Genomic DNA, 12,154 nt, shown 5'->3' on the forward strand with positions numbered 1-12,154 from the left:
CACCTGGGCGCAGTCTGCTCGACCACGCCCGATTCATTCACACCTTCTGAGCGCCGCTCAGCAGATGCGCGGCAGCGGGTCGCCGCTCAGCCAGTCGAGCACGCGCTGGCCGCCGAAGGGCGTGCGCGCCAGCACGAAGCGCTGCGGGTCATCGACCACCTGGCCGATGCGTGCGGCCTCGCGGCCCCGCGGGTGCGCGCGCAGCAGGGCCAGCGCGGCCTCGGCGTGCTCGGCCGCGCACACCACCAGGCACTTGCCTTCGTTGGCGAGGTACAGCGGGTCGAGCCCCAGCCACTCGCAGGCGGCGGCGACCTGTGGCCGCACGGGCACGGCCGCGTCGTCGAGCCGCATGCCCACGCCCGCCTGCCAGGCGATCTCGTTCAGCGCGGTGGCCAGGCCACCGCGTGTCGGGTCGCGCAGCGTGTGCACCGCGCCCTCGGGCAGGCCGGCCAGCAACTGCGCGACCAGGCCGTGCAGCGCGGCGCTGTCCGACACGACCGGCGGCTCGAAGCCCAGCGCTTCGCGCGCACCCAGCACCGCGATGCCGTGGTCGCCCAGCGTGCCGCTGATCAGCAGCACGTCGCCCGGCCGGGCCCGCGCGCCGCCGAGGTGCCGGCCCTCGGGCAGCGCGCCGAGGCCGGTGGTGCTGATGAAGATGCCGTCGCCCTTGCCGCGTTCGACCACCTTGGTGTCACCGCAGACGATGGGCACGCCGGCCTCGCGCGAGGCGGCGGCCATCGACGTGACCACACGTTGCAGGTCGGCCAGCGGCAGGCCCTCTTCGAGCACGAAGCTCGCGCTCAGGTACAGCGGCACGGCGCCCTTCATCGCCACGTCGTTGACGGTGCCGTGCACGGCCAGCGCTCCGATGTCGCCGCCCGGAAAGAACAGCGGCGAGATCACGTGTGCGTCGGTCGCCACCACCAGGCGGTGGCCGGGCGGGAGGTCCACCACCGCCGCGTCGTCGCCCTCGCGCAGCGCGGGGTTGTCGAAGGCCGGCGCGAACAGCGCTTCGACCAGCTGTGCGGTGGCGCGGCCGCCGGCGCCGTGGGCCATCTCGATGCGGCCGGTGTCGAAGTCGAGCCGGGCGATGTAGGGCTTCTTCATGGCGTGGGGGGCGACACGGCCCAGGGCGTGCGGCCATAGCGGTAATGCGCCGCGCAGGCCCCTTCGCTCGACACCATGCACGAACCCAGCGGGTGTTCGGGCGTGCACACGGTGGCGAACAGCTTGCAATTGGCGGGCTGCTGCTGGCCGCGCAAGATGGCGCCGCAGGCGCACTGCGGGTGGTCGGGCACCGCGCGGTGCGGCATGGCAAAGCGGCGCTCGGCGTCGAAGGCCGCGAAGCGTTCGCGCAGTTGCAGGGCGCTCGCGGGCAGCGTGCCCAGGCCGCGCCACTCGAAGGCCTCGCGCAGCTCGAACACCTCGGCCATCGCCGCCTGCGCCACGGCGTTGCCTTCGCGCCGCACGGCGCGGGTGAACTGGTTCTCGACCTCGGCGCGGCCGGCGTTGACCTGGCGCACCAGCATCCACACCGACTGCATCACGTCGAGCGGCTCGAAGCCGGCGATGACCACCGGCTTGCCGTGCCGGCGCGCGAAGGGCTCGTAAGGCGTGTGGCCGATCACGATGCTGACGTGCGCGGGGCCGATGAAGCCGTCGAGCGGCACGGCCTCGTCGGTGCTCAGCAGGTGCTGCATCGCCGGCGGCGTGAGCACGTGGTTGCAGACCACGCTGAAGTTGCGCAGGCCTTCGCGCTCGGCCTGCAACAGCGCCAGCGCGGTGGGCGGCGTGGTGGTCTCGAAGCCGATGGCGAAGAACACCACCTCGCGCCCGGGCTGCTCGCGCGCGAGGCGCAGCGCGTCGGCGGCGCTCAGCACCATGCGCACGTCGGCGCCCCGCGCCTTGGCGCGCTGCAGCGTGAGGCCGTCGCTTGCCGGCACGCGCAGCACGTCGCCATAGCTGCACAGCGTCACGTCGTGGTCGAGCGCGAGGCGAATGGCCGCGTCGATGCGCCCGATGGGCAGCACGCAGACCGGGCAGCCCGGGCCGTGGATCAACTCGACCTCGCGCGGCAGCAGGTCCGGCACGCCGTGCCGTGCGATGGCGTGGGTGTGGCCGCCGCAGAACTCCATGAAGCGGTAGCGCCGCCCCGGCTGCACCTCGGCCGCGATGGCCGCAGCGAGGCGGCGCGCGAGCGCCTGGTCGCGAAATTCATCGACGTACTTCATGGCGTGTCGGGCCCCGGGGTCGGTGGCGCGTCTTGCAACCCGGCCCACAGCGCCAGCGTGCGTTCGGCCTCGTCGCGGTCGAGCACGCTGAGCGCGTGGCCCACGTGCACGATCACGTAGTCGCCGACCTCGGCCTCGGGCGTGAAGGCCAGCGACACCTGCTGGCGCAGCCCGTCGAGATCGACCCAGGCCGATTCGGGCGCGATGCGCTCGACGATGCGGGCGGGCAGGGCCAGGCACATCAGCGGGGGCCTTCCATGGCTTGTTCACCGGCCGCCAGCGCGCAGGCCGCGACCCAGGCCTGCCCGAGCGCGAGGCCGGCGTCGCCGCAGCCCGCGTCACCGGCCGTGTGCACGCGCAGGCCGGCGCCTTGCAGCTGGGCCGTCAGGCGCTCGCGCAGCAGGCGGTTGGCGAAGCAGCCGCCGTTGAGCACCACGTCGTGCACGCGCTGCGTGAGGGCGGCGCTGCGGGCCCTGTGCGCGAGGCCATCGGCCAGCGTGAGGTGGAAGTCGAGCGCGGCTTGCGCGAGCGCCGCGGCGTCGTCGCGTGGCCGGTCGAAGAAGGCCGCGACGAGGCGGGGCAGCGCCGTGTGCAGCGGCCCGTCGGTGGCAGGCAATGCGGACGAGGCGCGGGCTTCGGCGATGGTGGCGGTGCCGAGTGCGCTGGCGGCCAGCGCTTCGAGCGCGATGGCCGCCTCGGCCTCTTCGCGCTGTCGCAGGCTCAGGCCCAGCGCGCCGGCGGCGGCGTCGAACCAGCGCCCGGCGCTGGTCGTGCGCGGGCAATTCAGCCCCCGCGACAAGGCGGTCGCCACCATGCGGGCACCGGGCTCGCCGACGTGGGCCGCGAAGCGCACCACGATCTCGTCGCCCCGGCCGAGCGGGTGCAAGAGCGCCGCCGCCATGCGCCAGGGCTCACGCGCGGCGACGTCGCCGCCGGGCAGCGCGAGTGGCGGCAGGTGCGCGAGGCGCTGCCAGCGGTGGGCCTGCCGCCCGCCGCCGACCCACAGCACCTCGCCGCCCCACACCGTGCCATCGGTGCCGAGCCCGGTGCCGTCGAGGGCGAGGCCGATCACCGGTCCGCTGAGGCCGCGTTCGGCGACGACGGCGGCGATGTGCGCGTGGTGGTGTTGCACGGCGAACGCCGGCACGCCGCAGCGCGCGGCCTCGTCGCGTGCGAGCTGGCTGCTGGGAAAGTCGGCATGCAGGTCGTGCGCGAGGGCCTGCACCGGCAGGCGCAAGGCAGCGTGCACCGAGGCCTGCAAGGCCCGGCGCGCGTCGGGCTGGTCGAGGTCGCCGTGCAGCGGTGACCACTGCGCGTGCGCGCCGTCGAGCCGGCACACGCGGTTCTTCAGGTAGGCCCCGCAGGCGAGCACTGACGCGGGCGCCGCATGTGGCAGCTTTTGGCGGTCGATCACGGTGCCAACCCCGCTGCCGCGAGCCGCGCTTCGAGTTCGGCGATGCGCTGGCGCAGGCGTGCGTTGTCGGACGGCTCGGCGTGCGGCATGCCCTCGGGCACCGGCGGCAGCACGAGGCCCAGCGGCTCACACAGCCAGTCGAGCCACGCGTCGAGGCCCTGGCCGGTGCGTGACGAGACCAGCAGCGTCTCGATGCCGGGGTTCACGCGCCGGGCGTAGGCGATGCAGCGGGCGATGTCGAAGTCCACATGCGGCAGCAGGTCGGTCTTGTGGATCACCATCAGCCGCGCGGCGGCGAACATGTCGGGGTACTTCAGCGGCTTGTCGTCGCCCTCGGTGACCGACAGCACGACGAGCTTGGCGCGTTCGCCCAGGTCCCACAGCGCCGGGCACACGAGGTTGCCGACGTTCTCGACGAAGAGCAGCGCAGGGCCGTGGTGCGCCGCATGCAGCGGCAGCCGCTCGAAGGCCTGCCCGACCATGCGCGCGTCGAGGTGGCAGCCCTGGCCGGTGTTGATCTGCACCGCCGGCACCCCGCAGGCGCGAATGCGCTCGGCGTCGTGCGCGGTCTGCTGGTCGCCTTCGATCACCGCCAGCGGCAGCTGCGGGGCCCGCACGCGCAGCGCCCGCAGCGTTTCGCACAGCAGCGTGGTCTTGCCCGCGCCGGGGCTGGACACGAGGTTGAACGCCGCCACGCCGTGTGCCGCGAAGTGCGCCCGGTTGGCGTCGGCAAAACGCTGGTTCGCGCCCAGCACCTGGGTTTCGAGCTGCACCACGCGGGTCGCGCTCAGGCCGGGCACCGAGGCCCGCGCGGCGCCGTGGCCGTAGTGCAGGTCGGCGTCGGCCGTTTGCTCGCTCGCCGCGGCGGAGGGGTCGGCGCTGCAGCCGCACACGGTGCACATGGGGGTCACTCCACCTGAAGATCGACGACGCGCAAGCCGTCGTCGTGCAACACGCGCATCGCGCCCATCTGGCACTGCGGGCACAGGCTGCCGTGCTCGCTCACCGCCGACTCGGTGCCGCAGTGCAGGCAGCGCGCGGCCACGGCCGGCTCGTCGATCTGCACCTGCGCGCCTTCGAGCAGGCTGCCGGGGGCGATGGCTTCGAGCGCGAAGCGCAGCGCCTCGGCATCGACGCCCGACAGCGCCGGCGCGCTGAGGTGCAGCCGGTGCACGCGCTGGAAGCGCTCGCGCCGCGCGGCGCTTTCGACGATGTCGAGGATGCTGCCGGCCAGGCTCAGCTCATGCATGGTTCACCTCGTGCGTGAGGGCGCTGCGGCGTTCGTGCAGCCAGGCGAGCGCCCGCTGCTCGGCGTCGGCCAGGCGCTGGCGGGCGGCTTCGCTCAGGCCCTCGCCGAGGCCGAACGACACGCCTTCGATGGCCAACAGCCACGCGGGCGGCACCCGCTTCAGTAAGCGGCCCGCCACCTGCAACACGGCCTCGGGCCGCAGCGCGTGGCTGCCCACCGGCGGGCCGGCGTCGGGCGCCAGCGGGCGCAACTGCACGGGCTCGTCGGCACGGCCCGGGTGCGCGGCGTCGATGAAGAGCACGCCGCGCCGGTCTTGCAGGTCGAGCGCGTGTTCGACCTGCAGCTGAAAGTCGGTCAGCAGCTCCACGTCGCGCAGGTTGTGCGCGTGCAGGCGGTCGATCAGCGTGGGGCCGAGGGCGTCGTCGCCCCGGCTGGGGTTGCCGACGGCGATCACGAGCCAGGGTTTCATGCCAGCACCCCCGTCACATGTTCGAAGCGGCCGTCGCCGTGCCGCTGCACCACGTCGCGGGTGCGGCCGTCGGCTTCGACCAGCGCCACGCGCAGCGGCATCGCGCCCAGCGCGTGCGTGGCGCAACTCAGGCAGGGGTCGTAGGCGCGGATGGCGACCTCGATGTGGTTCAGCAGCCCCTCGCTCAACTCGCGGCCGTCGAAGAACTGGTCGGCCACTGCGCGCACCGACTCGTTCATCGCGTGGTTGTTGTGCGTGGTGCTGACGATCAGGTTGCACCAGCGCACGAGGTCGTTGTCGTCGAGCGCGTAGTGGTGGATCAGCGTGCCGCGCGGCGCTTCGAGCACGCCCACGCCTTCGCGCGGGCCCGCCGTGTGCACCGGCAGCGTCGCGGCCAGGTCGCCGCCGATCAGCGCGTCGTCGTGCAGCAGCTCGCTGATCACCTCCATCGCATGCAGCATCTCGACCATGCGGGCCCAGTGGTAGGCCAGGGTCGATTGCACCGGGCCGCCGGCCACGAAGCGCTGGCGCGCGGCCTCGGCGCGCGGGGTGGGGATGTGCGTGCAGTTCTGCACCCGCGCCAGCGGGCCGACGCGGTACCAGCCGGCCTCGCGGCCGAGCGCGCGCAGGTACGGAAACTTCATGTACGTCCACGGCTCGACGGCCTCTTCGATGAGGTCGAGGTAGCGCTGCGGGTCGGCCGCATCGACGATGACCCGGCCTTGCGCATCGCGCACCTGCAGCACGCCGTCGTACAGGTCCATCGCGCCATCGCCGGGCCGCACCAACGACATCCAGCCCGAGTGCAGGCGGCCGAAGCTGTCGTACAGCGGGCGGTTCTGTTCGTGCAATTGCGCCACCAGATCGACGGCCGCTTCGCACCAGCCGATCATCTGCGGCACCTGCGCGGCCAGGCCGTCGCGTTCGTCGCGCGTGAGGTGGCGGTTCACACCGCCGGGCACCGAGCCCGTGCCGTGCACGCGCTTGCCGGCGGTCAGGCGGATCACCTCTTGCCCGTACTTGCGCAAGAGCACGCCCTGGCGCGCCACCTCGGGGTGCGCGGCCGCGACGCCGACGATGTTGCGGCGGGCCACCTCGCTGTCGAAGCCGAACAAGAGGTCGGGCGACGACAGGTGAAAGAAGTGCAGCGCGTGCGACTGCATCACCTGCCCGTGGTGCATCAGGCGGCGCAGGGCCTGTGCGCTGGGCGGCACCTGCGCGACCACGCCGAGCGCGACGTCGAGCGCCTTGCTCGCGGCCAGGTGGTGCGACACGGGGCAGATGCCGCACAGTCGCTGCACCATCACCGGCACCTCCCAGTAGGGCCGGCCGGCGATGAAGGCCTCGAAGCCGCGGAACTCGACGATGTGCAGCCGCGCCTGCTGCACGCGGTTGTGTTCGTCGAGCAGCAGCGTGACCTTGCCGTGGCCTTCGACGCGCGAGACGGGGTCGATGGCGACACGGCGCAGCGTGGGTTCGGCAGCAGCAGTCATCAGTCGTAGCGGATCAGCGAAGGCGCAAGCGTCGGCGTGCGGCCGGCGATCACGTCGGTGAAGAAGGCCCAGAAGGTGTCGGCACTCGGCGGACAGCCGGGCAAGAAGTGGTCGATGTGCACGACCTCGTGCACCGGGTGCACCTTGGCCAGCGGCAGCGGCAGTTCGGGGTCGTTGGGCACGGCGCTGCCGGCGGCCAGGCCGGGGCGCGGATCGCCGTGCACACCGTAGACCTCGCCGAGGATGTCGCCGATGTCGAGCGCGTTGCGCTGCGCCGGCAGCCCGCCGTTGATCGCGCAGGCGCCGACGGCCACCAGCAGGCGGCACTGCGCACGAAACTCGCGCAGCACGAGCACGTTCTCCGCGTTGCACAACCCCCCTTCGACGAGGCCGATGTCGCAAGGACCGCAGTGCTTGAGGTCCGTGAGCGGCGAGCGGTCGAATTGCACGTGCTCGATCAGCTCGAACAGGCGCTCGTCGATGTCGAGCATCGACATGTGGCAACCGAAGCAGCCGGCCAGCGACACGGTGGCGACGCGCAGCTTGCGGGGCGCGGGCTCAGTCATCGCCGTCCTTCGCTGCGGCCGGGCCGCTGCAGGCTGGTTCGTGGTCGAAGCGCCGCTCGCCGATGGGCACCGCGAAGCCGCGCCGCTTCGGCAGGATCGCCCCGACCGGGCACACGCGGGCCGCCAGGTCGCCGGCCTCGAAGGCGCTGTCGCCCAGCCGGCCCGTGGGTGAGTTGACGAGCAGGTGCGTGCCCACGCCATGGCCGCCGATGGCGAACACGCCCTTGCCATCGACCTCGTGGCTGGCGCGCACGCACAGCTTGCAGAGGATGCAGCGGTTCAGGTCCAGCCACATCGTGGGGTGGCTCGCGTCCACCGGCCGGTTGGGTGAAAACTCTTCGAAGTGCGGGTCGGTCATGCCCATCGCGTAGGCCGTGGCCTGCAACTGGCAGTCGCCGCTTTTTTCGCAACTGGGGCAGAAGTGGTTGCCTTCGACGAACAGCATCTGCAGCAGCATGCGGCGTTTGGCGTCGAGTTCGTCGTTGCGGTTCTCGACCACGGCGCCGTCGGCGGCCGGTGTAATGCAGGCCGCCGCCCAGCGGCCGTTGACCTTCACGGTGCACACGCGGCAGGCGCCGCTTTCGCCGAGGTCGTCGCGCCAGCACAGGTGGGGCAGCACGTGGCCGGCGCGGGCGGCGGCGCGCATCACGGTGTCGCCGGGGGTGAACGCGATCTCGACGCCATCGAGCAGGAAGTGCGACATGGTCAGCGTCGGTCCAGGTGGGCGTGCGCGTCGTCGCGGCCGGTGACGCGGCGGGCCGGGGCGAGCTCGGCGTCGAGGTCGAAGCCGGGCACGAAGCCCGGCGCCTGCAGCCGGCGTTCGTAGGCAGGCCGAAAGCGCAGCAGCGTATCGCGCAGCGGGTGCGCGGCGGTGGCGCCCAGGCCGCAATGGGTGCTGCCTTGCAACAGCGATTCGAGTTCGCGCAGCTCGGCCTCGTCGAACATCGAGCCGTGGCCCTGGGCCAGCTTGTCCATGCGGCGCACGATCAGCTCGGTGCCCACGCGGCAGGGCGTGCAGAAGCCGCAGCTTTCGTGCGCGAAGAAGTGCGAGAAGCCGCGCGCCACCTCGAACATGTCGCGTGTGTCGTCGAACACCATGAAGGCGCCGGCGGTCGGCAGGTCTTCGAACGCGAGCCGGCGCCCGAACTCGTCGGCCGACACGCACAGGCCCGAGGGCCCGCCCACCTGCACGGCCTGCGCGCGCTGCGCGCCGCAGTCGTGCAGCAGCTGCGCGATGCTCACGCCGAAGGGGTACTCGTAGACGCCGGGCCGGGCGCAGTCGCCGCTGACCGAATGCAGCTTGGTGCCGGTGCTGTGCGGCGTGCCGAGGCCAGCCCACCACGCGCCACCCCGTTGCGCGATGTGGGCGGCGGCGCAGAAGGTCTCGACGTTGTTGACGATGGTCGGCTGGCCCAGGTAGCCGCGTTCGACCGGAAAGGGCGGGCGGATGCGCGGCGTGCCGCGCTTGCCTTCGAGCGATTCGATCAGCGCGCTTTCTTCGCCGCACACGTAGGCCCCCGCGCCGAGGTGGATGGCGATGTCGAAGTCGAAGCCCTCGACCCCCGCGATGCCGTGCCCGAGCAGGCCCGCGTCGCGCCGCGCCTGCAGCGTGGCTTCAAGCGCTTCGAGCAGGAAGCGGTACTCGCCGCGCAGGTACAGAAAACCCTGCCGCGCGCCGATCAGCCGCGCCGCGACCGCCATGCCCTCGAACACGGTGTGGGCCTGGCGCGTGAGCAGCACGCGGTCTTTGAAGGTGCCGGGCTCGCCCTCGTCGGCGTTGCACACGACCACGCGGGTGCCGCCTTCGGGCACGGGGTGCTGGCGGCACAGCAACCACTTGGTGGCGGTGTCGAAACCCGCGCCGCCGCGACCGCGCAAGCGCGAGGCGGTGACTTCGGCCAGCGCCGCGTCGGCCCCGCGCGCCAGGGTCGCCCGCAGGGCTTCGCCTTGCAAGGGCGCGGCCGACAGCAGCACGTCGGCGCGCTGCACCTGGTCGTCCACGCGTTGCCATTCGGCGGGCCATTGCGCGGGCGGCACGTCGGCCTCGACCAGGTCGGCGAGCTGCGCCACGCGCTCGGGTGTCAGGCGCGTGAGCACCTGGTGCTGGTTGACCAGCAGCGCCGGGCCCTGGTCGGGCAGGCCGGTGCACGAGGCATGGCCGACGCTCACGCGGCCGTCGGCCCGCACCTCGCCGCGCCGCACGCCGAGCCGGCGGCACAGCTCGCGGGCCAGCGCGCGGCTGCCTTGCAATCGCTCGGGCAGGTTGTCGCTGAACACGAGGTGCGTGCGACCGACCGGTTGCAGGTGAAAGAAGCGATAGAAGCTTGCGACGCCCTCGACGACGGCGGGGCTCAGGCCCACGCCCTGCGCGATGCGTGCGAGCACCGGGCGCGGCAGCCAGTGGGTGCTTGATTGCACCTCGCGCAGCACCTGCACCAGGGCTTCGCGCCGCGCGCCGTGGCGGTGCAGGGCCTCGCCCACGGCGGTGGCGTGTGCGGGGTGGAGCATCGCGGGCAAGGGTGGGGACGAAGCAGACATCGTGCGCGGCATTCGACCCGACAGGCTGCGCCGCGGCTTGCGCTGCGTCAATCCGGGGTGTCGATGAACGCAAGCCGCGCACAGGGGCTTTGCCCGGGCGTGTCGCGGCCCTTGACTAGAATCGCGCCCGCTTGTCGGGGTGCCGAGGTCCACAAACCAAGGCTGAGAGGGTGCACTGCACCCAACCCGTTGAACCTGATCGGGCTCGTCCCCGCGTAGGAAACAGCACTCGGCCTCGGTGCATCCACCCTCGGATGCCCCGGTCTCCCAGGCAAGCCCACTCCCGGAGACCGCATGGCCAAGCCCCCTTCCCACGTTGACGCGCAAGCCCTCACCGCGCGCATCACCCGCACGCCCTTCGCCGGCTCGCGCAAGGTTCACCTCAGCGGCGCGCGTGCCGACGTGCGCGTGCCCTTCCGCGAGATCACGCTCACCGACACGCAGCATGCCGACGGCACGGTCGAGCCCAACCCGCCGCTGCGCGTGTACGACGCCTCGGGGCCTTACACCGACCCGGCCGCCACGCTCGACATCACGCGCGGCCTGCCCGCCCTGCGTGCGGCGTGGATCGCCGAGCGCGGCGACACCGAAGCGCTCGCCGGCATCAGCAGCGCCTACGGCCGCGAGCGCCTGGCCAACACCGATTTGCATGCGCTGCGCATGGCGGCGCAGCCGGTGCCGCGCCGCGCGCGCAGCGGCTGCAACGTGACGCAGATGCACTACGCACGGCGCGGCCTCGTCACGCCCGAGATGGAGTTCGTCGCCGTGCGCGAGAACCTGGTGCGCGCCCAGCTGCGCGAGCGCCTGGCCAAAGAGCGCGTGCCCAAGCACGGCTATTCGTTCGGCGCGGCGCTGGTGGCCGACATCACGCCCGAGTTCGTGCGCGACGAGGTGGCGCGCGGCCGCGCGATCATCCCGAACAACATCAACCACCCCGAGAGCGAGCCGATGGCGATCGGCCGCAATTTCCTGGTCAAGGTCAACGCCAACATCGGCAACTCGGCCGTCACGTCGAGCATCGAAGAAGAGGTGGACAAGCTGGTGTGGGCCATCCGCTGGGGCGCCGACACGGTGATGGACCTCTCGACCGGCGCCAACATCCACGAAACGCGCGAGTGGATCCTGCGCAACTCGCCGGTGCCCATCGGCACGGTGCCGATCTACCAGGCGTTGGAGAAGGTCGGCGGCCTGGCCGAAGAGCTGAGCTGGCCGCTGTTTCGAGACACGCTGGTCGAGCAGGCCGAGCAGGGGGTGGACTACTTCACCATCCACGCCGGCGTGCGCCTGGCCTATGTGCCGCTGACGGCCAACCGGCTCACCGGCATCGTCTCGCGCGGCGGCTCGATCATGGCCAAGTGGTGCCTCGCGCACCACCAAGAGAACTTCCTCTACACGCACTTCGAAGAAATCTGCGAACTGATGGCCGCCTACGACGTGGCCTTCTCGCTCGGCGACGGCCTGCGGCCGGGGTCGATCGCCGACGCCAACGACGAAGCCCAGTTCGCCGAGCTGCACACGCTGGGCGAGCTGACGCAGGTGGCCTGGAAGCACGACGTGCAGGTGATGATCGAAGGCCCCGGCCACGTGCCGCTGCAGCTGGTGAAAGAAAACGTGGACAAGCAGCTGACCAGTTGCTTCGAAGCCCCGTTCTACACACTGGGCCCGCTGATCACCGACATCTCGCCCGGCTACGACCACATCAGCTCGGCCATGGGCGCGGCCAACATCGGCTGGTACGGCACGGCGATGCTTTGCTATGTGACGCCGAAAGAGCACCTGGGCCTGCCCAACCGCGACGACGTGAAGCAGGGGCTGATCGCCTACAAGATCGCCGCGCACGCGGCCGACCTGGCCAAGGGCTTTCCGGGGGCGCAGATGTGGGACAACGCGGTCAGCAAGGCGCGCTTCGAATTCCGCTGGGAAGACCAGTTCCGCCTCGCCATCGACCCCGACACCGCGATGAAGTACCACGACGAGACGCTGCCGAAAGAGAACGCCAAGGTCGCGCACTTCTGCTCGATGTGCGGGCCGAAGTTCTGCTCGATGAAGATCACGCAGGAGGTGCGCGAATTCGCCCGCCTGCATGGGCCCGCGCCGACCGAGACGCCGCCCCAGCCGGTGGTGTTTCAGCACGCGCTCGACGACAAGGCGCGTGAGTTCCGCGAGCGCGGCAACGCGCTGTACCTGTGAGGGC

General features: G+C 72.0%; 12 protein-coding genes and 1 riboswitch. Of the genes, 1 reads left to right on the top strand and 11 read right to left on the bottom strand.

Going from position 1 to position 12,154, the window contains the following annotated elements; translation table 11 throughout:
* Window positions 1–57: 57 nt before the first annotated feature.
* Genes hypE through AC1KAT_RS20055 form a run of 11 tightly spaced genes read right to left on the bottom strand, consistent with a single transcriptional unit; the run spans window position 58 to window position 9,930 of the window.
* The gene (hypE, locus tag AC1KAT_RS20005; protein ID WP_480328751.1) at window positions 58–1,107 is read right to left on the bottom strand and encodes a hydrogenase expression/formation protein HypE; all 1,050 of its coding nucleotides are present in this window, start codon (window positions 1,105–1,107) and stop codon (window positions 58–60) included.
* A complete protein-coding gene (gene hypD / locus AC1KAT_RS20010) occupies window positions 1,104–2,231 on the bottom strand; it encodes a hydrogenase formation protein HypD (protein WP_480328752.1) in 1,128 nt (375 codons plus the stop codon). The genes hypE and hypD overlap by 4 nt, the downstream gene beginning before the upstream one ends.
* Window positions 2,228–2,473, bottom strand: a complete 246-nt coding sequence (locus tag AC1KAT_RS20015; protein WP_480328753.1) for a HypC/HybG/HupF family hydrogenase formation chaperone — start codon at window positions 2,471–2,473, stop codon at window positions 2,228–2,230. Before AC1KAT_RS20015 ends, hypD begins: the two co-directional genes overlap by 4 nt.
* Window positions 2,473–3,645: a Kae1-like domain-containing protein gene (locus tag AC1KAT_RS20020; RefSeq protein ID WP_480328754.1), complete on the bottom strand. Its 1,173-nt coding sequence runs from the start codon at window positions 3,643–3,645 to the stop codon at window positions 2,473–2,475. Before AC1KAT_RS20020 ends, AC1KAT_RS20015 begins: the two co-directional genes overlap by 1 nt.
* On the bottom strand, window positions 3,642–4,547 hold the full coding sequence (gene hypB, locus AC1KAT_RS20025; protein WP_480328755.1) for a hydrogenase nickel incorporation protein HypB: 906 nt from the start codon (window positions 4,545–4,547) through the stop codon (window positions 3,642–3,644). Before hypB ends, AC1KAT_RS20020 begins: the two co-directional genes overlap by 4 nt.
* Before the next feature lie 5 nt (window positions 4,548–4,552).
* Window positions 4,553–4,894, bottom strand: coding sequence for a hydrogenase maturation nickel metallochaperone HypA/HybF (locus tag AC1KAT_RS20030; RefSeq protein WP_480328756.1), 342 nt, complete (start codon window positions 4,892–4,894; stop codon window positions 4,553–4,555).
* Window positions 4,887–5,363: a hydrogenase maturation protease gene (locus AC1KAT_RS20035; RefSeq protein WP_480328757.1), complete on the bottom strand. Its 477-nt coding sequence runs from the start codon at window positions 5,361–5,363 to the stop codon at window positions 4,887–4,889. The genes AC1KAT_RS20030 and AC1KAT_RS20035 overlap by 8 nt, the downstream gene beginning before the upstream one ends.
* A complete protein-coding gene (locus AC1KAT_RS20040) occupies window positions 5,360–6,856 on the bottom strand; it encodes a Ni/Fe hydrogenase subunit alpha (protein ID WP_480328758.1) in 1,497 nt (498 codons plus the stop codon). Before AC1KAT_RS20040 ends, AC1KAT_RS20035 begins: the two co-directional genes overlap by 4 nt.
* Window positions 6,856–7,422, bottom strand: coding sequence for an NADH-quinone oxidoreductase subunit B family protein (locus AC1KAT_RS20045; RefSeq protein ID WP_480328759.1), 567 nt, complete (start codon window positions 7,420–7,422; stop codon window positions 6,856–6,858). Before AC1KAT_RS20045 ends, AC1KAT_RS20040 begins: the two co-directional genes overlap by 1 nt.
* The gene (locus AC1KAT_RS20050; RefSeq protein WP_480328760.1) at window positions 7,415–8,125 is read right to left on the bottom strand and encodes a 2Fe-2S iron-sulfur cluster-binding protein; all 711 of its coding nucleotides are present in this window, start codon (window positions 8,123–8,125) and stop codon (window positions 7,415–7,417) included. The genes AC1KAT_RS20045 and AC1KAT_RS20050 overlap by 8 nt, the downstream gene beginning before the upstream one ends.
* Window positions 8,126–8,127: 2 nt before the next feature.
* Entirely contained in the window at window positions 8,128–9,930 is a 1,803-nt protein-coding gene (locus AC1KAT_RS20055; protein ID WP_480328761.1) for an NAD(P)H-dependent oxidoreductase subunit E, read from the bottom strand.
* Between the two features lie 155 nt (window positions 9,931–10,085).
* Window positions 10,086–10,199: riboswitch (TPP riboswitch) on the top strand.
* A 55-nt stretch (window positions 10,200–10,254) separates the two neighbouring features.
* Between AC1KAT_RS20055 and thiC the strand changes: the two genes are divergently transcribed.
* The gene (gene thiC / locus AC1KAT_RS20060) at window positions 10,255–12,150 is read left to right on the top strand and encodes a phosphomethylpyrimidine synthase ThiC (protein ID WP_480328762.1); all 1,896 of its coding nucleotides are present in this window, start codon (window positions 10,255–10,257) and stop codon (window positions 12,148–12,150) included.
* Window positions 12,151–12,154 lie beyond the last annotated feature (4 nt).

The sequence above is a fragment of the Piscinibacter sp. PDB5-1 genome (assembly GCF_056676035.1).